At 69.8% G+C, this 19,433-nt stretch carries 19 protein-coding genes and 2 pseudogenes; 15 read left to right on the top strand and 6 right to left on the bottom strand.

Going from position 1 to position 19,433, the window contains the following annotated elements; translation table 11 throughout:
• Positions 1 to 92 precede the first annotated feature (92 nt).
• From metG to IE97_RS39380, 6 genes and pseudogenes are all read left to right on the top strand, one after another.
• Positions 93 to 1,709, top strand: coding sequence for a methionine--tRNA ligase (metG, locus tag IE97_RS0125755; protein WP_030245137.1), 1,617 nt, complete (start codon positions 93 to 95; stop codon positions 1,707 to 1,709).
• A 137-nt stretch (positions 1,710 to 1,846) separates the two neighbouring features.
• Positions 1,847 to 2,752, top strand: coding sequence for a hypothetical protein (locus IE97_RS0125750; RefSeq protein ID WP_030245134.1), 906 nt, complete (start codon positions 1,847 to 1,849; stop codon positions 2,750 to 2,752).
• A gap of 77 nt (positions 2,753 to 2,829) precedes the next feature.
• Positions 2,830 to 3,009, top strand: a complete 180-nt coding sequence (locus IE97_RS0125745; RefSeq protein WP_158708329.1) for a hypothetical protein — start codon at positions 2,830 to 2,832, stop codon at positions 3,007 to 3,009.
• A gap of 154 nt (positions 3,010 to 3,163) precedes the next feature.
• A pseudogene (locus IE97_RS0125740) lies at positions 3,164 to 3,376 on the top strand (PH domain-containing protein); the annotation flags it as partial.
• 169 nt (positions 3,377 to 3,545) lie between these two features.
• Positions 3,546 to 4,076: a GNAT family N-acetyltransferase gene (locus IE97_RS0125735; protein WP_030245120.1), complete on the top strand. Its 531-nt coding sequence runs from the start codon at positions 3,546 to 3,548 to the stop codon at positions 4,074 to 4,076.
• Positions 4,077 to 4,175: 99 nt separating this feature from the next.
• Complete coding sequence (locus IE97_RS39380) at positions 4,176 to 4,739, top strand: hypothetical protein (protein ID WP_051705101.1); 564 nt, start codon at positions 4,176 to 4,178, stop codon at positions 4,737 to 4,739.
• Positions 4,740 to 4,871: 132 nt separating this feature from the next.
• On the opposite strand, the gene IE97_RS0125725 is transcribed toward IE97_RS39380, so the two are convergent.
• On the bottom strand, positions 4,872 to 5,042 hold the full coding sequence (locus tag IE97_RS0125725; protein ID WP_234331856.1) for a hypothetical protein: 171 nt from the start codon (positions 5,040 to 5,042) through the stop codon (positions 4,872 to 4,874).
• A gap of 100 nt (positions 5,043 to 5,142) precedes the next feature.
• On the opposite strand from IE97_RS0125725, the gene IE97_RS0125720 reads away from it, so the two are divergent.
• From IE97_RS0125720 to IE97_RS0125710, 3 genes are all read left to right on the top strand, one after another.
• Positions 5,143 to 6,147, top strand: coding sequence for a FecCD family ABC transporter permease (locus tag IE97_RS0125720; RefSeq protein WP_030245116.1), 1,005 nt, complete (start codon positions 5,143 to 5,145; stop codon positions 6,145 to 6,147).
• Positions 6,144 to 7,211 carry a FecCD family ABC transporter permease gene (locus IE97_RS0125715; protein ID WP_051705100.1) on the top strand — a complete coding sequence of 356 codons (1,068 nt, stop codon included), beginning with the start codon at positions 6,144 to 6,146 and terminating at the stop codon, positions 7,209 to 7,211. The genes IE97_RS0125720 and IE97_RS0125715 overlap by 4 nt, the downstream gene beginning before the upstream one ends.
• A gap of 88 nt (positions 7,212 to 7,299) precedes the next feature.
• Entirely contained in the window at positions 7,300 to 8,343 is a 1,044-nt protein-coding gene (locus tag IE97_RS0125710) for an ABC transporter substrate-binding protein (protein WP_030245109.1), read from the top strand.
• Between the two features lie 60 nt (positions 8,344 to 8,403).
• On the opposite strand, the gene aspS is transcribed toward IE97_RS0125710, so the two are convergent.
• Positions 8,404 to 10,167: an aspartate--tRNA ligase gene (gene aspS, locus IE97_RS0125705; protein ID WP_030245103.1), complete on the bottom strand. Its 1,764-nt coding sequence runs from the start codon at positions 10,165 to 10,167 to the stop codon at positions 8,404 to 8,406.
• Positions 10,168 to 10,355: 188 nt separating this feature from the next.
• Here aspS and IE97_RS0125700 point away from each other — a divergent pair, with 188 nt between their 5' ends.
• From IE97_RS0125700 to IE97_RS40750, 5 genes and pseudogenes are all read left to right on the top strand, one after another.
• On the top strand, positions 10,356 to 12,494 hold the full coding sequence (locus IE97_RS0125700) for a SpoIIE family protein phosphatase (protein WP_030245100.1): 2,139 nt from the start codon (positions 10,356 to 10,358) through the stop codon (positions 12,492 to 12,494).
• A 253-nt stretch (positions 12,495 to 12,747) separates the two neighbouring features.
• Positions 12,748 to 13,170: a hypothetical protein gene (locus IE97_RS0125695; protein WP_030245098.1), complete on the top strand. Its 423-nt coding sequence runs from the start codon at positions 12,748 to 12,750 to the stop codon at positions 13,168 to 13,170.
• Positions 13,171 to 13,175: 5 nt separating this feature from the next.
• On the top strand, positions 13,176 to 13,379 hold the full coding sequence (locus tag IE97_RS0125690; RefSeq protein WP_158708328.1) for a Scr1 family TA system antitoxin-like transcriptional regulator: 204 nt from the start codon (positions 13,176 to 13,178) through the stop codon (positions 13,377 to 13,379).
• Positions 13,357 to 13,563, top strand: coding sequence for a DUF397 domain-containing protein (locus IE97_RS0125685; protein ID WP_030245092.1), 207 nt, complete (start codon positions 13,357 to 13,359; stop codon positions 13,561 to 13,563). The genes IE97_RS0125690 and IE97_RS0125685 overlap by 23 nt, the downstream gene beginning before the upstream one ends.
• A gap of 107 nt (positions 13,564 to 13,670) precedes the next feature.
• Positions 13,671 to 14,542, top strand: a pseudogene (locus tag IE97_RS40750) (Bro-N domain-containing protein).
• Positions 14,543 to 14,628: 86 nt separating this feature from the next.
• Here the strand turns inward: IE97_RS40750 and IE97_RS0125670 are convergent.
• Complete coding sequence (locus tag IE97_RS0125670; protein ID WP_030245088.1) at positions 14,629 to 15,600, bottom strand: pirin family protein; 972 nt, start codon at positions 15,598 to 15,600, stop codon at positions 14,629 to 14,631.
• Positions 15,601 to 15,771: 171 nt separating this feature from the next.
• The gene (locus tag IE97_RS0125665; RefSeq protein WP_037844786.1) at positions 15,772 to 17,283 is read right to left on the bottom strand and encodes an MFS transporter; all 1,512 of its coding nucleotides are present in this window, start codon (positions 17,281 to 17,283) and stop codon (positions 15,772 to 15,774) included.
• Between the two features lie 131 nt (positions 17,284 to 17,414).
• Between IE97_RS0125665 and IE97_RS0125660 the strand changes: the two genes are divergently transcribed.
• Positions 17,415 to 18,161, top strand: coding sequence for a TetR/AcrR family transcriptional regulator C-terminal domain-containing protein (locus IE97_RS0125660; protein ID WP_030245085.1), 747 nt, complete (start codon positions 17,415 to 17,417; stop codon positions 18,159 to 18,161).
• 129 nt (positions 18,162 to 18,290) lie between these two features.
• On the opposite strand, the gene IE97_RS0125655 is transcribed toward IE97_RS0125660, so the two are convergent.
• The gene (locus IE97_RS0125655; protein ID WP_030245084.1) at positions 18,291 to 18,860 is read right to left on the bottom strand and encodes a L,D-transpeptidase family protein; all 570 of its coding nucleotides are present in this window, start codon (positions 18,858 to 18,860) and stop codon (positions 18,291 to 18,293) included.
• Between the two features lie 111 nt (positions 18,861 to 18,971).
• The gene (locus tag IE97_RS0125650) at positions 18,972 to 19,322 is read right to left on the bottom strand and encodes a hypothetical protein (protein WP_030245083.1); all 351 of its coding nucleotides are present in this window, start codon (positions 19,320 to 19,322) and stop codon (positions 18,972 to 18,974) included.
• Positions 19,323 to 19,433: the final 111 nt, after the last annotated feature.

The raw sequence follows: 19,433 nt of genomic DNA, 5'->3' as shown, positions 1-19,433 counted from the left end.
CGTCGCCCCGGGGGGTGGACAGCGCACCACGCGCCGTCCACCCCCCGAAACGGATGTGAGTCGATCTCCGACGGACCAGTAGGATTTCGACCATGGCGGCCACTGGATCCGAGAAGCAGGGTGGAAAGGCGTACTACGTCTCCACCCCCATTTATTACGTAAACGACGCTCCTCACCTGGGCCACGCCTACACGACCGTCGCAGGCGACGTGCTCACCCGCTGGCACCGCCAGCGCGGCGAGAAGGTGTGGTACCTCACCGGCACGGACGAGCACGGTCAGAAGATCATGCGCACCGCGGAGGCGAACGGCGTCAGCCCGCAGCAGTGGGCCGACAAGCTCGTCACCGAAGCGTGGAAGCCTCTCTGGGAGCACCTGGAGATCGCGAACGACGACTTCATCCGCACCACGCAGAAGCGGCACACGGACCGCGTCCAGGAGTTCGTCCAGGACCTGTACGACAAGGGCGAGATCTACAAGGGCGGCTACGAGGGCCCGTACTGCGTCGGCTGCGAGGAGTACAAGCTCCCGGGCGAGCTCCTCGACGGCGAGGGCGACTTCGCAGGTCAGAAGCTGTGCCCGATCCACAAGAAGCCGGTCGAGATCCTCAGCGAGGAGAACTACTTCTTCAAGCTGAGCGAGTACGGCGAGAAGCTCCTCGCCCACTACGAGGCCAACCCCGGCTTCATCCAGCCCGAGTCCGCGCGCAACGAGGTCGTGAACTTCGTACGCCAGGGCCTGCAGGACCTCTCCATCTCCCGCTCGACCTTCGACTGGGGCGTCCCGGTCCCCTGGGACGACAAGCACGTGATCTACGTGTGGGTCGACGCGCTGCTGAACTACGCCACGGCGGTCGGCTACAACGAGAACCAGGCCAAGTTCGAGGAGACCTTCCCGGCCGACGTCCACCTGGTCGGCAAGGACATCCTCCGCTTCCACGCGGTGATCTGGCCGGCGATGCTGATGGCGCAGGGTCTCCCCCTGCCCGGCAAGATCGCGGCCAACGGCTGGCTGATGGTCGGCGGCGAGAAGATGTCCAAGTCGAACCTGACCGGCATCAAGCCGCAGGACCTGACCTCGCACTTCGGCGTGGACGCGTACCGCTGGTACTTCCTCCGCGCGATCGCCTTCGGCCAGGACGGCTCCTTCTCCTGGGAGGACTTCTCCGCCCGCTACACCAGCGAGCTGGCGAACGACTACGGCAACCTGGCGTCCCGCGTCGCCGCGATGGTCGGCAAGTACTTCGGCGGCGAACTCCCGCAGTCCACCGCCGACGGCGAGGCCGAGAAGGCGATCCACGAGGGTCTGACGAAGGCGGTCACGGAGGCGGACCGCCGGATCGGCGACGACCTGGACTTCCAGGGCGGCATCCTGGCGATCTTCGACTTCGTGAAGCAGGTCAACGGCTACATCACGGAGCAGGAGCCGTGGAAGGTGGCCAAGGACACGTCCGAAGAGGGCAAGGCCCGCCTGGCCACCATCCTCTACACGGCCGCCGAGTCCCTCCGCGCGGTCGCGGTTCTCCTCAACCCGGTCATGCCGGAGACGTCCCAGAAGCTCTGGGACTCCCTCGGCGCGGGGGACTCCCTCGGCGCCCTCGCCGACCAGAAGATCGGCGAGGCCGGCGAGTGGGGCAGGCTCCCCGCCGGCACGACGGTCACCAAGGGCGCGGTCCTCTTCCCACGCCTGGAGGAGAAGCCGACCGCGTAACCCTCGACCCGTACGGCAACGCGCCCTGCCCCCGATTCTCACCGGGGGCAGGGCGCGAACGTTTCTTCCGTCCTCGAAAGAGTGAACGCCTTCCCGTCCGCCGGAGAGTACGGCCTTCTGCTCTCTTACATAGCCACATGGTCACATCAGCCCATGAAGGCATGCACCGGATCTTCCAGGAGCGGCCTGAGATCCTTTCCCCGGTCTTCGGGGTGCTGGGCATCGCGTTCCCCGAGAAGGCGGCCGTCTACGCGATCGGCACCGACGTGACGGAAGCCAGACCTCTGGTGCGCCACATCGACACGGTGCTGCGTATCGGCCCGTCCGACGGGGAGGACTTCCTCCTCGCCGTCGAGGCGCAGGAGAGAAGGGACACCAAGAAGGAATCGAGCTGGCCCTACTACATCTCCTACCTCCAGGCGAAGTACGGCCTGCCAGTTCTCCTGCTCGTCGTCTGCCGCGACCGGGCCACGACCAAGTGGGCGACCGGCCCCTTCTCCTGTGGCACGCGTGGCTGGACCGCCCAGATGACGTACCCCTTGGTCGTCGGACCGGACGACCTCCCGGTGATCACCGATCCGAGAACCGCGGCGGAGAAGCCGGCGATGGCCGTGTTCTCAGCTCTGGCTCACGCCAACAGCCCCCACATCGACGCCATACTGGACGCACTGGGCCGTGCCCTCGCAGGGATGGACTGGAACGCCGCCAGCTACTTCTTTCAGTTTCTCGACTCGGCGTTGGGGGACACCCCCGCCGGAGACAAATGGAGGGACATCGTGACGTTCGTCAACTACTTCCCCGGCCGTGGCACAGTGATGGAGAAGGCCTACCTCGAGGGCGAAGCCAAGGGCGAAGCCAAGGCCATCCTCCGCTTCCTCGAAGCGCGGGGCGTCTCCGTCCCCCAGGAGGCCCGCGACCGCATCGCCGACTGCACCGACCTCGACCTCCTCAACCGCTGGCTGGACCGGACGCCCCACGTGGAGAGCGTCGCCGAGCTCTTCGCCGAGGACGCGGGGCCCGCCGAAGACCGGGCCGAAACCTGACCCACGGGGCGATCATGAACGACGATCTGGACACCACACCGGAACTACACGACCTACTCCGGTTCACCCTGACATGCATGGGCCTGGGCATTCCGCCGGAGCGAGTAGTCGGCGATTTCCGTTCCGGGCTGGAGAAACTGCGACAACAGGGCTCCCTCTCTCTTCGGGACATGGCCCGCATCCGGGCCCAGGTGGACAAGCGGCCCGATGACGAACACGAGGACGAGGAATGGGTCCGGGGGTACACCGCCGGATAACGGCGGCGTGGGCCGCAGCGGTCCTACGGCTCTTGGAGGTGCGTGACATAGCGGTACCCAAGGAGGTCTTCCGCCCCCTCCACCTGTGTCCGGACCCGGACATCCTCACTCGCTGCCTCGACCGGGCCATCACGGTGGACACACCGGAGGAACTGAGCAGGGCATCACCGGCAAGAAGACCGAGTACCACTCCGTCCCCTACCGCAGCATCACCCACTTCGCGGTGGAAACGGCCGGCACGTTCGACCTCGACGCCGAGCTGAAGATCTGGATCTCCGGCACCCCGACCCCCATCGAGAAGACCTTCACCAAGGGCGTCGACATCTACGAGGTCCAGGCGATCCTGACCCAGTTCGTGGCGGGGTAGCCCCGGACCGTTTTTCCCGGCCTCGAAACACCTGCACCGACCCCGGCACCCTCACTCTCTGGTTCGACCGCTCCTTGATGGCCACCACGGCGGAGGACCTGTCAGGTGGGTGGTGCTCGGTCGGGATATTCGATGGTCGCCGCTAGTTGATGGTGGTCATACTGCCGTGATGGATCCAGTGACGCTCGATACCGACCGTCTGGTGCTGCGGGCCTTCACACCTGCCGACGTGGATGCGGTGTACGAAGCCTGCCAGGACGAGGACATCCAGTTCTACACCCCGGTGCCGGTGCCGTACCGGCGTGCGGACGCGGAGAAGCTCGTCTGCGAGAAGCTGCCCGCTCAGTGGGCTGAGGACAAGGACTACACCCTCGGCGCGTTCCGCAAGGACACCGGCGCCCTGGTCGGCTCGTACTGCCTGACCCTCGTCAGCCGTGGCGTCTGGGAGCTCGGTTACTGGGCGGTCAAGGAACAGCGTGGACACGGGTACTCGGTGGAGGCCGCCAGGGCCCTGTGTGACTGGGGCTGGGAGACGCTCGACGTCCACCGCATCGAGTGGTGGGCCATGGTCGGGAACACCGGCTCGCGTGCCGTCGCCGAGAAACTCGGCTTCACCGTCGAAGGGACACTGCGCAGTCGCGGCATCGCCAACGATGGCAAGCCGCACGACTGGTGGGTGGGCGGACTGCTGCGGCCCTGATGCTCGGTCCGGTGCTTCGTGAGCGAGGGGTGACGGCGCATGCCCGTGTGATCCAATGGCCGCGGAGCCGGAACCACCTCGCGGGGGGAGCACGAAGGCATGTCGACGGTCATACCTGTGCCCGACGACTGGCGCCTCTTTTTCAACAGTTGGGACGAACTCCGGCAGGGCTACCACGCTGGGGACAAGGACGAGACGGTGCGAGGCTGCGCCCGCCGGCTCGACGCGACGTTGCCGGGGTCGGAGGGCGATCCCGTGCTGTTCTGGACGCTGGGTCTGCTCACGCTCGCCCCCTACGTGGCCTTCGGCAACCCCGGCCCGGGAGTCGAGGACAAGGTCGTCGCCGTACTGAGCCGGGTCGCGCACGGTGACGACGGCAAGGCATGCGCGCACGGCTGGCATCCGTACGAGGCCGAAGTGGACGATGTGCTCGAGCGCCTTCCCGCCGACCTTGAGGTGCTGAGTTCACCGGTGAACCAGGCCCTCGACGACCTGCTTCCCGAGGACCTGCTTCCCGAGGACTACCTGGATGAAATCGAAGACCAGGAGGCCGAACCCGCGAACCTCTCCGGGCCCGAGATCCTCGCCCGCTGGCAGTGCCCGCGTACCGCATCGGGGTTCGCCCGCGCCGCCCTCGACTACCTGGGGGCTACCGTCCGCTGAGGCCCACGACTCCCGGGGAGGCGCAGCTGAGCGGTTGAGAGGCTCCTCACCGGCGAGGCGCAAGCACCGGAGCGAGACCTGTTCGCCGACGGCCCGAGTCCTCACCGGAACTCGGGCCCCGAGTCGCTCGGTTCAGCGCGCCTCCCCCGCGACCGGTTCCCCTGCCATCGCCGCCTTCCCGCCGGACCCGGCCCGCTCGCCCCTCTTGGTGTGCCGTACGAACGCCACCCCCAGCACCGCCAGGACCGACGCCGCCGACAGCGTGTACAGCCCTCCGTTCGTGCTCCCCGTCGTGTCCTGCAAGTAGCCGAAAGAGGACCGGTCGGTCGTGAGTACGACACCGCTTACGCTGGTGCAGCCTCGGCCGAACCCGCGCCAGGCGTGGTTCCCCCGGAGAAGGTGCATGTCAGCAGTCACTCGCCGACGCGTCGGCTGGACGGCCGCCGCCCTGCTCCTGTTGCTGCTCGCCGTCCTGCTCAGCCTCGCCATCGGCAGCCGCCCGGTCGCCCCGGGGGCCGTGTGGGACGCGCTGGTGCACGGCGGGCAGAGCGAGAGCGCGCAGGTCGTACGGTCCCTGCGGGTGCCGAGGACGGTCATCGGCGTGCTGGTGGGCGCCGCGCTCGCCATCGCCGGAACGGTTCTCCAGGGCATCACCCGCAACCCCATCGCCGAACCCGGCATCCTCGGCATCAGCCAGGGCGCCTCGGTCGGCGTCGTCTGCGCCATCACCTTCTTCGGCGTGCACACGCTCAGCGGCTACGTCTGGTACGCCTTCGCCGGCGCGGGACTCGCGGCCGTCGCCATCTACGCCGTCGCGGGCAGCGGACGCGGCGGCGCCTCGCCCGTGAAGCTGGCGCTGGCGGGCGCGGCGATGAACGCCTTCCTCGCCTCCGTCGTCTCCGGCATCGTCACGACCGACGCCCGCGCCCTGGACGAGTTCCGGTTCTGGGACGTCGGATCGATCAGCGGACGGGACCTGACGATCGCGGGGCAGGTCTGGCCCTTCCTCACCGTCGGGCTGCTGCTGGCGTTCGCCCTGGCCCGGGGCCTCGACGCGCTCGCCCTCGGCGACGACGTCGCCCACGGCCTCGGCCGCAACGTGCCGCTGCTGCGCGCGACCGGCGCCCTGTCCGCGACCCTGCTGACCGGTGCCGCGGTCGCCGCCGCGGGCCCCATCGCCTTCACCGGCCTCGCCGTCCCGCACATCGCCCGCGCCCTGGTCGGCCCCGCGCACCGCTGGCTGCTGCCGCTCGCCGCCCTGCTCGGGCCGGTGATGCTGCTGCTCGCGGACGTCCTCGGCCGGATCGTCGTACGCCCCTCGGAGGTGCCGGTGGCCGTGATGACCGCGCTGGCCGGTGTGCCGTTCCTGGTCTTCCTGGTGCGACGGAAGGCGGTGCCCGCCGTATGACCGGGACCGTGGAGTCACCGCCTCCGGTGGCCGCCCGCCCCGCCGGGTACGCCGTGCTGCGGGCCGGGCGGTGCAGTGTGCTGCTGCACCGCAGGGCCGCCGTGGTGGCGGCCGTGCTGACCGTGCTGCTGGCGGTCACCGTGGTCGCCTCGCTGTGCCTGGGCCAGGCGTACGTCTCGCCGGGCGAGGTCGTCCGGGTGCTGCTGGGGCTGCCCAGCCCCAACGAGCTGGTGGTGGGCACCCTGCGGCTGCCGCGGCTGGTGACCGGACTGCTGGTGGGCGCCGCGTTCGGCCTGGCCGGCGGGCTGATCCAGACCGTGGCCCGCAATCCGCTGGCCAGTCCCGACGTCATCGGTGTGACGCACGGGGCGGGCGCGGCCACGGTCGCCGCGATGACCTTCGGCGTCACCTCCTACGCGGCCCTGCCGTACGTGTCGGTGGCCGGCGGGCTCGGCGCGGCCCTGCTGGTCTATGTCCTGGCCTGGCGCGGCGGCCTGCACGCCAACCGTTTCGTGCTCATCGGCATCGGCATCTCCGTGGCGCTGGCCTCGCTGACCCGGCTGTTCGTGACCAAGGGGGACTACCTGGTCGCCCAGCAGGCGAAGGTGTGGCTGACCGGGTCCCTCAACGGCCGCGGCTACGACCAGGCCGCGCCGCTCGCGACCATCCTGCTGCTGCTCCTGCCCTTCCTGGTGTGGGCGGCCCGGGCCCAGCGCGGTGCGGACTTCGGCGACGACACGGCCGTCGCCCTCGGGATCCGGCTCGGCCGGGTCCGGCTCGGGCTCAGCGTGCTCGGGGTGGTGCTCGCCTCCGCGGCCACCGGCGCGGCCGGGCCGGTGGACTTCGTGGCACTGCTCGCCCCGCAGATCGCGCGCCGGCTCACCCGCACCCCGCACATCCCGCCGGTGTGCTCGGCCCTCACGGGCGCGCTGATCGTCGTCGTGGCGGACCTGATGGCCCGTCGGCTCCTGTCCCCGCTGGAACTGCCGGTCGGCGTGTTCACCGCCGTCGTGGGTGCTCCCTACCTGATGTGGCTGATTGTTAGGAGCCGGGCTCAAAGGTGACCGGATCCACACAGTCCGGATACGTCCGGCCTACAGGATTCGCTTAAAGTAAGGCTCGCCTAAGTTCCACCGAGGTTCAGGAGTCTCCATGTCCGTCAGCAGCCGCGGCGCCACCGCTGTCGCTCTCGCCCTGGCCGCCGCGCTGTCCCTGACGGCATGCGGCGGCTCCTCCGGCGAGGAACCGTCCGGGAAGGCCTCCGCCGGAGCCGGGGACAAGAAGGCCGTCGCCCAGGGCGGGAAGGAGTTCGCCGACGCCGCGAAGAAGACCGCGGCCATGGGCACGGACGCCAAGCCCGGGCAGTGGCCCCGCACCGTCAAGCACGCCATGGGCGAGACCGAGATCGAGGCCCGGCCCGAGCGCGTCGTCGTCCTCGACGTCGGCGAGCTCGACAACGTCGTCTCCCTCGGCATCAAGCCGGTCGGCCTCGCCCCGACCGAGGGCTCCCCCGAACTCCCCTCGTACCTGAAGAGCAAGGCGGGCAAGCCCGAGAACGTCGGCACCATCAACAACCTCAACCTCGAGGCCATCGCCGCGCTCAAGCCCGACCTGATCCTCGGCAGCCAGCTGCGCGCCGCCGACAAGTACGACGAGCTGTCGCAGATCGCCCCGACCGTCTTCTCCCTGCGCCCCGGCTTCACCTGGAAGGAGAACTACCTCCTCAACGCCGCCGCCCTGGACAAGACGGCCGAGGCCAAGGCGAAGCTCGCCGCCTACGACGAGAAGATCGACGCCCTCGACGAGAAGCTCGGCGCGAAGAAGCCGTCCGTCTCCATGGTCCGCTTCATGCCGGACGGCGTGATCCGCCTCTACGCCAACGCCTCGTTCATCGGCACGATCCTGAAGGACGCCGGCATCCCGCGCCCGAAGAACCAGGACATCGACGACCTCGCCGCCGAGGTCAGCGCCGAGAACATCGACCAGGCGGACGCCGACTACATCTTCACCGGCGTCTACGGCGACCCCAAGGCCACCGACAAGTCCAAGGCCCAGGGCAATCCGCTGTGGAAGAACCTGAAGGCGGTCAAGTCCGGGCACGCCCACGACGTCCCGGACGAGACCTGGTACCTCGGCCTCGGTGTGATGGCGGCCGAGAAGGTCGTCGCCGACCTGGACCGCCACCTCACCGCGTAGCCCCGCGTACGACAGTGGCCCGGAACCGACGCCGGTTCCGGGCCACTCTCACGTCCGCGCCTACTTCGGCTGCGGCTTGCGCACCGACAGGTGCAGCTCCTTCAGCCGCGCCTCCTCCAGCTCGGTCGGCGCGCCCATCATCAGGTCCTGGGCGTTGCCGTTGAGCGGGAAGGCGATGGTCTCGCGGATGTTCGGCTCGTCGGCGAGGAGCATGACGATGCGGTCGACGCCGGGGGCGATGCCGCCGTGCGGCGGGGCGCCGAAGCGGAAGGCGCGCAGCATGCCGGCGAACTTCTCCTCGACGGTGTCGCGGTCGTACCCGGCGATCTCGAAGGCCTTGAGCATGATCTCCGGCTCGTGGTTCCGGATCGCGCCGGAGGACAGCTCGACGCCGTTGCAGACGATGTCGTACTGCCAGCCGAGGATGTCCAGCGGGTCCTGGGTCTCCAGGGCCTCCAGGCCGCCCTGCGGCATGGAGAACGGGTTGTGCGAGAAGTCGATCGCGCCGGTCTCCTCGTCCTTCTCGTACATCGGGAAGTCGACGATCCAGCAGAACCGGAAGACGTTCTCCTCGAAGTGCCCGGCACGCTTGGCGGCCTCGACCCGCACCGCGCCCATGATCTTGGAGACCTCGTCGAACTCGCCCGCGCCGAAGAACACGGCGTGGCCGGCGGCGAGGGACAGGCGCTTGGTCAGCTCGGCGACGTTCTCCTCGGTGAGGAACTTCGCGATCGGGCCGGACAGCGAGCCGTCCTCGGCGACACGGACCCAGGCCAGGCCCTTGGCGCCCTGCGAGACGGCGTAGTCGCCGAGCTGGTCGAAGAACTTGCGGGGCTGCGCGGAGACGTCCGGCACCGGCAGGGCGCGGACGTGCTTGCCGGCGAACGCCTTGAACTCCGAGCCCTCGAAGATGTCGGTGATGTCGACGAGTTCGAGCTGGGCGCGCAGGTCCGGCTTGTCCGAGCCGTACTTGAGCATCGCCTCGCGGAACGGGATCCGCGGGAACGGCGAGGTGACGTGGCGCCCGTTGCCGAACTCCTCGAACAGCTCGGTCATCAGCTTCTCGACGGGCTGGAAGACGTCCTCCTGCTCGACGAAGCTCATCTCGACGTCGAGCTGGTAGAACTCGCCCGGCGAGCGGTCCGCACGCGCGTCCTCGTCACGGAAGCAGGGCGCGATCTGGAAGTAGCGGTCGAAGCCGGAGATCATCAGCAGCTGCTTGAACTGCTGGGGGGCCTGCGGCAGGGCGTAGAACTTGCCCGGGTGCAGACGGGACGGCACGACGAAGTCGCGGGCGCCCTCGGGGGAGGTCGCGGACAGGATGGGCGTCGCCATCTCGTTGAAGCCGAGCGCCGTCATCTTGTGCCGGATCGCCGAGATGACCGCCGTGCGCAGCATGATGTTGCGGTGCATGCGCTCGCGGCGCAGGTCCAGGAAGCGGTACTCCAGGCGCCGTTCCTCGTTGACGCCGTCCTCGGCGTTGATCGTGAAGGGCAGCGGGGCGGCCGCGCCGAGCAGTTCGACCTCGCCGACCTCGACCTCGACCTCACCGGTGGGCAGCTCGGGGTTGATGTTCTCGGCGCCGCGGGAGACGACCTTGCCGTCGACGCGGACGGTCGACTCCTTGGACAGCTTGTCGAGGGCCTCGTAGGCGGGGGTGCCGGGACGGGCCACGAGCTGCGTGATGCCGTAGTGATCGCGCAGATCGATGAAGAGGATGCCGCCCAGGTCGCGCCGATTGTGCAGCCAGCCACTCAGCCGGACGTCGGTGCCGACGTCAGAGGCGCGGAGCTCGCCGCAGGTGTGGGACCTGTACCGATGCATCGTCGTTCATCCAGTCTTCGCTGATCGGGGTCTGTGTTTCACGTGAAACTCGTCCCCAGCGTACCGGGCAGGCGAAGATCGACTCTCCTGAGTTCTCCACAGGCGGCGATCGCACGCACCACGACACCGGTCGCGCACGTGTCGCCCCTCGGTGGCACTGTTCGAGCGCGTCTTCCTAAAGTAGGGCAATGCGCACTGGCGAGCCGTTGCCCGCCGTGGGGGAGGCTCTTGCCGCCCTCGCGACCGGCCTCTGGCATTGGGACACCGCAACAGGGCTGGTCACGGTCGACGCCGAGGCGGCACGGCTGCTCGGGCTGCCCTCCGAGGAGGTCAGCCTCACGGAGGCCCAGGCCCGGGCCCGGCTGCACCCGGTCGACTGGAACGAGATCACCGGCGTGGTCCAGCTCGCCGTCGCCGAGGGGACCCTCGCCGAGGTGCGGGTCCGGGTCATGGACGACCAGGGCCGGATCGTCCGGGTGGTCCGCAGCCGCTCCAAGCCTTCCTTCGACCGGGTCCACAAGTCGTACCGGCTGATCGGCACCCTCCAGGAGGTCACCGAGCCGACGCCGGGCACCCCGGCCGGACGCAGCGCGGTCACCGGCGACTGGCGGCGCTCACGGGAGGCGTTCCTGCTGGACGCGGGCCGGGCACTGGCCGAGGCACGCTCCACGCAGGAGGTCCTTCGGGTCACGGCCAATCTGTCGATGCCCGGGTTCTCGCCGGACGGGCTGGCGGTCTTCGGCGTCTCGGGCGACCGCCTGACGCTCATCGGCCACCACGGACAGCAGCAGAGCGACGAGAGCCCGTTCTCGGACATGCCGCTGGACACCGACTATCCGGCCGCCGAGGTGGTACGGACCGGCCGGGCGGTGTATCTGTCCTCCCCCGAGCAGTACCAGGCCCGCTACCCGCTGACCTGGCCGCTCGCCGAGCGCTTCGGCCGCCACTCCTGGGCGTTCCTGCCGCTGACCGTGGCGGGCCGCACGATGGGCGCGTGGATGGCCGCGTTCGCCTACCCGGTGGCGTTCACACCGGACGAGCGGTCCGTGCTGGCGACCGTGGCGCGGATGCTGGCGCAGGCCCTGACCCGGGCGGGACTGGCGGAGAGCGAGCGGGCGCTGACCGACGGGCTGCAGCGCACCATGCTGCCGAGACTCGGCCCGCAGCGCATCCCGGGCATGAGCGTCGCCGCCCGCTACGTGCCGACCGGCGGCGGGCTCCAGGTCGGCGGCGACTGGTACGACGTGATCCCGCTGCCGAGCGAACGGTTCGCGCTGGTCATCGGCGACGTCCAGGGCCATGACGTACGGGCCGCGGGTCTGATGGGCCAGCTCCGCATCGCCCTGCGGGCCTATGCCTCCGAGGGCCACCGCCCCGACGCCGTTCTCTCCCGCGCCTCCCGCTTCCTGCACGGCATCAGCGACGAGGACCCCGCCGACCCGCGCTTCGCGACCTGTGTGTACGTCGAGGTCGACCCGGCGAGCGGGGTGCTGGACATCGCCCGCGCCGGGCATCCGGACCCGGCGTTCCGGATGTCCGACGGCACGGTACTGACCCGGCCGACGTCCGGCGGCCTGCCGCTGGGCATCGACCCGGACGCCGACTACCCCACGACCCGCCTCGCCCTGGAGCCCGGCGAGACCATGCTGATCTGCACGGACGGCCTGATCGAGACCGGCGGGCACGACCTGGACACCGGCTGGCGCCGGCTGCGGGCGATCCTGGAGGACCACGAGGGCGATCTCGAGGAACTGGCCGACACCCTGGTGCAGGCCGTGCACGGTCCGTCCTCGCACCACACCACCGGCCCGCTGACCGACCGCCGCGAGGACGACATCGCCATGCTGCTGCTCAGCCGGGAGGGCGAGGGCTGTGGCTGCGGCGACACCATGACCGTCCGGCCGCCGGTGCGGCGCACGGTGCTGACGGTCGCGCAGGCCGAGTCCGAGCGGGTCGCGGTGGCCCGGCAGCAACTGCGCGACCTGCTGCACGACTGGTCCTCGCCGGACCAGTGCGACTCGGCGGTGCTGCTGCTGTCCGAGCTGCTGACGAACGTCCTCGTGCACACCGACTCCGACGCGCTGCTCGTCGCGGAGATCACCGGCGGGGTGGGTGAGCGGCGGCTGCGGATCGAGGTCACCGACGCCGGTGACGACCTGCCCCACAAGCGCCGGCCTGGGGAACTGGCCTCCTCCGGCCGCGGCCTGGTGCTGATCGAACTGCTCGCGCACGCCTGGGGCGTCGACCCGCGCGGCGTGGGCAAGAGCATCTGGTTCGAGCTCCACGAGTCCATGGACGGCCCGGGCGACGGCTCCTGGACGCCGTAGCGGCACCGCTCCGCGCCGCGTGGGTGCCTGTGTTGTGCCGGGTGCGGCTCCGTGTTGCGCCGGGTGCGGCTCCGTCGGGGCCGGTCGCGCAGTTTCCCGCGCCCCTGGGTCGCACCACCGTCAACCCGATGACACCAATGCACCCTTTCGCGTGACCGCCGGGTGAGTGACGGCGACGTCCACCGCACCGCCTGCACGATGAGTGCCCTGGCCGCATTCCGACCGCCGCAGGCAAGATTCTTAGGGAAGTCGCATGGGCAAGTCCGCATCCCGGGAGGACCGGGGCAAGAGGTCCTCCTTCTCGGTGTCGTACGAAGGCGGCGGCCAACGCGACCCCTCCACTCAGGTCAAACTGGGGCGCCTCTCGTACAAGGGCCCCGCCACCGTGGCCATCGCACTGGTGGCCGCGAGCGGCGTGGTCGCTTACCAATGGCTCGGCGGTCAGGGCGACACCGGCGGCACGGGGGCCGGGCCGGGCACGCAGGTCACGTCGAGTGCCGACGCGCCAACGGGCACGAGCACCGCGACCGCGGCCACGGGCACCACGACCGCACCGGCGTCGGCCACGTCCGGCCCGCCCGCATCCCCATCCGCCTCCCCGCCCGGCAGCGCGGCTCCGGCGGCCGCCGGCGACACGGGTGCGGCGGTGGTGCGGGAACACCGCAAGGCATGGTGAGCCTCATGCGTTTCGCCGACGCGCCTGACATGGCGTATGTGGAGGCGCTGCACACCGGTTCGCTGACCGACGATCCGTCCCTGGTCCGCCGTTACCGCGACGCATACGATCTGACCAGGGCCGCCGCGCTGCCACCGGAGGCGTCCCTCAACCTGATCGAATCGGTGGCGGAGGGCTACGACAACCATGAGCGCCCACCACATTCCTGACGCGTCGGCCCTCATCGCCTGGCGCAAGTCCAGCCACAGCGGCGGCGACAACGGCAGTTGCCTGGAGGTGGCCGACGGCCACCCGGGCCTCACCCCCGTCCGCGACAGCAAGAACCCCACCGGCCCGGCGCTGCTCTTCGGCACCGCCGCGTGGTCGGCGTTCATCGAAGGCGTGAAGGGCTGACGCGGTCGACAGAATCGACGCTTCTGTCCACGTCCGGGTGAACATCCTTGCTGTCGACGCGAGTTGCACCTCCGCAGGTCTACGTTCCGACGCGGAGGTGATGCTCGATGAACGAGCAGAACAACACGCGTAAAGACGCGATCGACATCAACGACTTCGTGTACGCGGCCACAGGGGCGCGGGTGCGGAGGCTCACGATGCCGGACGGGACGCACTGGTTTCCGGCCGTCGACGTCTGCAAGGAGCTGGGGTACACCACTCCCCGAAAGGCGCTCCTCGACCATGTCCCCGAAAAGCACCGAGAGATTCTTGAGACAGTGACTGGAGGTCACTCTCTCAGCGTTCCCGCAGGTCGGGAGTGGCGACGAGACATGAATGTCATCGATCTCCAAGGTCTGATCCGCTTGGTCAACGGCTGCTCGAAGCCGGAGGCGCAGCCCTTCAAGGCCTGGGTCTCCGAAGTCATCGCCACCATCCAGCGCGACGGCTCCTACTCCCTGGAACCGGCCCCGTACAGCCTGCCGCCCCCACCACCCCCACCGCCTACGCCGTACCCTCGCAGCTCGCCGACGCCCTCGTCCGGCTCGAGGAGCGCGGCACCCGGACAGACGCGGCGCTGCGGCAGATCGACGACAAGCAGAACACGATCGTCGAGATGCTCCGCGACATCACCAAGACGCTGCGCCGCCCCGACGACCGCACCCGCCCCGTCCAGGCACCCGAGTTGACGCCCCAGCAGCTTCTGGCCAACTGGAAGGCCAGGAACCTCGTCGTCACCGAGGACGTCCACGCGGTGGCCGCACACCTGGCCCCGGCACTGCTGCACGGCGGCGCCGGATACAGCGTGGAGGAGATCTCCGTCTGCACCGGGCTGTCGCCCGACCGTGTCCACGACAGCCTGGAGCTGCTGTCCGAGCAGGAATGCGTACGGCAGGTGGGCCGTGCCCCGAACGGCGCTCCGTTCTACGTGCTGCCGTAGCCAGGCACCGAGGATAGGAAAGGCCCGAAGCCGCAACCCGAATTTGCGGCTTCGGGCCTCGTCGTACCGTACCCGTCCCAGCGGCTCTACAAGCCGCCCTCGGACATTCCATGCACGGCCGGGATGGTTCCCAGCCGTCCCTTCTGGAAGTCATCGAACGCCTGCTGGAGTTCCTCACGGGTGTTCATCACGAACGGGCCGTAGTGCGCCATCGGCTCACGGATCGGCTGTCCGCCGAGCAGGACGACCTCCATGTCCGGCGTGTTCGAGTCCTGCTTCTCGTCCGCGCGGACGGTCAGCGACGAGCCCGCGCCGAAGACGGCTGTCTGGCCCGTGTGGACCGGGCGGCGGTCGACGCCGACGCTGCCCCGGCCGGCCAGAACGTACGCCAGCCCGTTGAAGTCCTCGCGCCACGGCAGGGTGAGCTCCGCGCCCGGTGCCAGCGTCGCGTGGATCATCGTGATCGGGGTGTGCGTGATGCCGGGGCCCGCGTGCCCGTCCAGCTCACCGGCGATGACCCGCAGGAGCGCGCCGCCGTCGGGGGTGGAGAGCAACTGGACCGAGCCGCCGCGGATGTCCTGGTACCTCGGCGCCATCATCTTGTCCTTGGCCGGGAGGTTCACCCAGAGCTGGAGGCCGTGGAAGAGCCCGCCGGACATGACGAGATGCTCCGGTGGCGCCTCGATGTGCAGCAGGCCCGAGCCGGCCGTCATCCACTGAGTGTCGCCGTTGGTGATGGTGCCACCGCCACCCTGGCTGTCCTGGTGGTCGAAGATCCCGTCGATGATGTACGTGACGGTCTCGAAGCCGCGGTGCGGGTGCCAGGGAGTGCCCTTGGGCTCGCCCGGCGCGTACTCCACCTCGCCCATCTGGTCCATCATGATGAACGGGTCGAGATGGCGGTAGTTGATCCCCGCGAACGCCCGGCGCACCGGGAAGCCCTCACCTTCGAAACCGCTCGGGGCGGTCGTGACGGCGAGCACGGGACGTGCCACGGCGTCGGTCGACGCGGTCACGCGGGGCAGCGTCAACGGGTTCTCGACGGTCACTGCAGGCATGTCGGTTCCTCCTCGTGTACGACCACTTTAGTTGAGCGTTGAACTTTCTGCCACCTCGTAACAGAGAAAACCGTGAGGGCATTCCCAGGGGGCGGCGCGGCGAACCACGGGACACCGGCATGGCGGAAGGCCGACACCCCGCGTCGGGGTGCCGGCCTTGGTACGTCCAGGTCAGGCGACCAGTTCACGCTCCCCGGTCCCGGTCCTGGTCCCGGTCCCGGCGGGCTCCGGCTTGCGGTCCCGCATCACCAGCGTGGCGACGACCGCCGCCGCCAGGACACCGACCGCGCTGATCGTGAAGGTCGTCGACATCGAGGCGGTGAAGGCCTCGCGGGCCGCCCGCACCAGGCCCGTGTCCCCGCCGGCGACGGCCAGGGCGCCACCGATGGACTCCTTGGCCTGCTCGGGGGTGCCGGCCGGCATCTCGTCGGCGTAGCCGCCGGAGAGCAGGGAGCCGAGGATCGCGATGCCGAGGGCGGTGCCGGACTGCTGGATGGTGTCGTTGAGGGCGGAGCCGACACCCGCCTTCTCCTCCGGGATGGTGCCCATCAGCGCGGCCACCGCGGCCGGCATCGCCAGACCGGCGCCCAGACCCAGGATCCCCAGCGCCACGGCCGGGACGGTGAAGCCGCTGTCGGCGGTGAGCGTGGTCAGCAGCCCGAACGAGGCGGCCATCAGCAGCATTCCGCCGAGGATGACGAACCGGTTGCCGAACCTCACGGCGAGCTGCGCCCCGGCCGCGTTGCCGGCCAGCGCGGCCACGGCCAGCGGCAGGAAGGCCAGGCCCGCCTTGACGGCCGACCAGCCGAGCACGAACTGGAGGTACTGGGTCAGGACCAGCAGCAGGCCGGCGTTGCCGATCTGGACGAGGGCCAGGGAGAGCGAGCCGCCGCTGAAGTTGCGGTGCTTGAAGAGGGCCAGCGGGACCATCGGGGCGCGGGTGACGTTCTGCCAGATCACGAAGCCGGCCAGGGCGACCACCGCGACGGCCAGGACGAGGAGGGAGCGGCCTTCGAACGCGCCGTGCTGCGGGATCTCGATGATCCACCACACCAGCGCCGTCATGCCCACCGCCGACAGCACCGCGCCCAGCGGGTCCGGCTTCTGCCACGGCGCCTTCGACTCCGGCATCAGCAGCACACCGGCGAGCAGGGCGAGACCGACGATCGGCACGTTGATCAGGAAGATCGCCTGCCAGGCGAAGTGGTCGATCAGCACCCCGCCGAGGACCGGGCTGCCGACCAGCCCCAGCATCGACACCGAGCCCCACGCGGCCATCGCCTTGGGCCGCTCGTCCTCGTCGAAGACGGTGATGAGGATGGACAGCGTGGACGGCATGATCAGCGCCCCGCCGACACCCATCGCGATCCGCACCGCGATCAGCTCACCCGGAGTGGAGCAGAACACCGCCCCCAGCGAGGCCGCCCCGAAGAGCAGCAGCCCGATCAGCATCACCTTGCGGCGCCCGAACCGGTCCCCGAGGCTTCCCGAGGTCAGCAGCAGCCCGGCGAAGACCAGGGTGTAGGAGTCGAGGATCCACTGCATGTCCTGGGCGCTCGCCCCGAGGTCCTCGGTCAGCGCGGGCACCGCGACCGTGAGTGCCATGTTGTCGACGACCAGCACGAGTGTGCTCAGGCACAGCACGATCAGGATCCACCAGCGGCGTGGATTGCGAGCGTCCATTCCTCTTCCCCTCCTGCGAACACCGTTCCTTCGATGCGAACACTGTACGCAAGCTGGAACAGTGTGCGCAAGCCTTGATGTCTGTACGCTGATTGCGCACGCCGTTCGCACGGAGGCCTGGAGGAGCGCCGATGAGCAGGAGCAGGACGACGGACAAGAACCCGATCCCGTCGGTGTGGGCCCGCGAGCAGCGCCGCACGGACCAGCCCGCGCTCAGCCGGGACGCGATCGTCCGCGAGGCGATCGCGATGCTCGACGCCGAGGGGATCGAGGCGCTCAGCATGCGCAAGCTCGGCGCCCGCCTGAACGCGGGGGCGACCTCGCTGTACCGGCACGTCGCCACCAAGGACGAGCTGATGGAACTCGCGGTGGACGAGGTCGCCGCCGAGATCCACGTCCCGCCGGCCGACAGCCCCGACTGGCGCGCGGCGGTGACCGAGGCGGCCGGGTCGTTCCGTACGACCGCGCTACGGCATCCCTGGCTGACCCTGGTGCTGGGGCAGGCGGGGCTCGCCTACCTGGGGCCCAACTACATGGACTTCTCCGAGCGACTCGCCGCCCTGTTCACCGCGGCGGGATTCCCCGAGCCGAGCCGGGCGATCGAGACGGTCTTCTCGTACGTCATGGGCATGAGCAACGCGGAGGCCGCCTGGCTCACCACGGTCGCCCGGTCCGGCGAGACCGAGGCAGACTTCGTCGCCCGGCTGATGCCCGCGGCACAGCGGGCCGCGGCAGACCACACCCACCTGGCCTTTCCGCACGCGGAGGTCGAGGAAGCGACCACCGACCCCGCCGCTCTGCGCGACATGAAGTTCGCCTACGGCCTGGAGGTCGTCCTGGACGGCCTGGCGCTGCGGCTGCCGCGCGAGGAGCGCTGAAGTGCCCTGTCGTCACATGGCCGCGCGGCCGCGGCAGGCCCGCTCAGGGCTGCCGCGGCCGCGCGGATCACATATCCCACAGGCCCCGCCGACAGCAGCGGCGGAGTGGCTCCCCCTCTCGCCGCGGCGTCAGGACACCACGCGCAGGTGGGTCGGCCAGCCGATGCGGTCGAGGAGCCGGAACATCTTCTTGATGTCGTTGGGGTTCAGCTTCACGCAGCCGTTGGACCTGTAGTCTCCGGCGCCGTCCCAGCGGCGGGGTTCGCTGCCGCCCTGGCCGCCGTCGCGGTTCATCTCGGAGTGGATGAACATCTCCGTACGCGTCAGCGTGCCTTGGGAGCACTTCATGTCCTGCAGGTGGACGGCGTGGCCCTTGATGACCCTGCCGTTGTAGGTACGGGACTTGAGCTTGATCTTCCAGTTGCCGTTCGGCATCCAGCCCCTGCCGCGCACGCAGTCGTCCTTGATGCCGAGACCCGATCCGGCCCGGTAGGTGGCCCAGAGCGTCCCGCCCCGGTAGACGGAGAGCCGCGAGTTGGTGGGGTGGCCCTGGTTCTTGTCGAAGACCAGAGTGGTCGCCGCGGCCGCCGTCGGCGCCCCTGCGGGCGCCTGTGCGGCGGCGGCCGGTGCCAGGGCCAGCGTGGTCGCCACGGCTCCGGCGATCACGGCGCCGCGCAGGTGACGTCCGTTGCTGCTCATGCGTTTCCCTCTTTCTCCCCGCACGGCTCGGTTCCCCCCCCGGCCGCGCATGTGTGGCGTGTGTGGTGGCTCGTGATGTGTGCGGGCCGGCGTGGACCGCCCGGTGCGCGATCAGGCGATGGCCAGGCGTACCTGCGCCGAGTTGGTCCCGGTGAAGGTGAAGGAGAACTGCTCCCGGACCCCGGAGCTGCATGCGGACTTCGTGCGGTAGTCACCGTTGCCGGCGTTGATGCGGACCAGGGCGCACTTGCCGTCCATGCGGGTGTCCTGGAGCCATCCGGCCACCGTCACGTTGCCGCCCGAGCAGCGCAGGCTCCAGCTGGCCGCCGCCCCGTCGATCACCGGGGACGCGGAGGACGGGCAGGTGGCCGCGCTCGCCGGGCCGGCGGCGCCGACGGCCAGGCCACCGGCGAGGACGACGGCCGACACAACGGACGAGAGGGTCTTGCGGACAGCGGACATGAGTGCCCCCTTCGGGCAGCGTGCTGACAGGAAGCGGACCGGTACAGGGACCTGGACCTGTCGCCCGCCGACGGGGCGGGGAGGCCGGGAGTGCCGGTCGCGGAAGAAGCA

It is taken from the genome of Streptomyces sp. NRRL S-455 (assembly GCF_000717875.1).
Classification (GTDB): domain Bacteria; phylum Actinomycetota; class Actinomycetes; order Streptomycetales; family Streptomycetaceae; genus Streptomyces.
Note: the sequence above shows the minus strand (reverse complement) of the source record. Positions and strands in the feature narration are given on the sequence as shown.

What these genes read in the sequence shown, in the direction of transcription:
- metG (WP_030245137.1), top strand. Translation starts at nt 93, where the DNA reads ATGGCGGCCACTGGATCCGAGAAGCAGGGTGGAAAGGCGTACTACGTC.
- IE97_RS0125750 (WP_030245134.1), top strand. Translation starts at nt 1,847, where the DNA reads ATGGTCACATCAGCCCATGAAGGCATGCACCGGATCTTCCAGGAGCGG.
- IE97_RS0125745 (WP_158708329.1), top strand. Translation starts at nt 2,830, where the DNA reads ATGGGCCTGGGCATTCCGCCGGAGCGAGTAGTCGGCGATTTCCGTTCC.
- IE97_RS0125735 (WP_030245120.1), top strand. Translation starts at nt 3,546, where the DNA reads ATGGATCCAGTGACGCTCGATACCGACCGTCTGGTGCTGCGGGCCTTC.
- IE97_RS39380 (WP_051705101.1), top strand. Translation starts at nt 4,176, where the DNA reads ATGTCGACGGTCATACCTGTGCCCGACGACTGGCGCCTCTTTTTCAAC.
- IE97_RS0125720 (WP_030245116.1), top strand. Translation starts at nt 5,143, where the DNA reads ATGTCAGCAGTCACTCGCCGACGCGTCGGCTGGACGGCCGCCGCCCTG.
- IE97_RS0125715 (WP_051705100.1), top strand. Translation starts at nt 6,144, where the DNA reads ATGACCGGGACCGTGGAGTCACCGCCTCCGGTGGCCGCCCGCCCCGCC.
- IE97_RS0125710 (WP_030245109.1), top strand. Translation starts at nt 7,300, where the DNA reads ATGTCCGTCAGCAGCCGCGGCGCCACCGCTGTCGCTCTCGCCCTGGCC.
- aspS (WP_030245103.1), bottom strand. Translation starts at nt 10,167, where the DNA reads ATGCATCGGTACAGGTCCCACACCTGCGGCGAGCTCCGCGCCTCTGAC.
- IE97_RS0125700 (WP_030245100.1), top strand. Translation starts at nt 10,356, where the DNA reads ATGCGCACTGGCGAGCCGTTGCCCGCCGTGGGGGAGGCTCTTGCCGCC.
- IE97_RS0125695 (WP_030245098.1), top strand. Translation starts at nt 12,748, where the DNA reads ATGGGCAAGTCCGCATCCCGGGAGGACCGGGGCAAGAGGTCCTCCTTC.
- IE97_RS0125690 (WP_158708328.1), top strand. Translation starts at nt 13,176, where the DNA reads ATGCGTTTCGCCGACGCGCCTGACATGGCGTATGTGGAGGCGCTGCAC.
- IE97_RS0125685 (WP_030245092.1), top strand. Translation starts at nt 13,357, where the DNA reads ATGAGCGCCCACCACATTCCTGACGCGTCGGCCCTCATCGCCTGGCGC.
- IE97_RS0125670 (WP_030245088.1), bottom strand. Translation starts at nt 15,600, where the DNA reads ATGCCTGCAGTGACCGTCGAGAACCCGTTGACGCTGCCCCGCGTGACC.
- IE97_RS0125665 (WP_037844786.1), bottom strand. Translation starts at nt 17,283, where the DNA reads ATGGACGCTCGCAATCCACGCCGCTGGTGGATCCTGATCGTGCTGTGC.
- IE97_RS0125660 (WP_030245085.1), top strand. Translation starts at nt 17,415, where the DNA reads ATGAGCAGGAGCAGGACGACGGACAAGAACCCGATCCCGTCGGTGTGG.
- IE97_RS0125655 (WP_030245084.1), bottom strand. Translation starts at nt 18,860, where the DNA reads ATGAGCAGCAACGGACGTCACCTGCGCGGCGCCGTGATCGCCGGAGCC.
- IE97_RS0125650 (WP_030245083.1), bottom strand. Translation starts at nt 19,322, where the DNA reads ATGTCCGCTGTCCGCAAGACCCTCTCGTCCGTTGTGTCGGCCGTCGTC.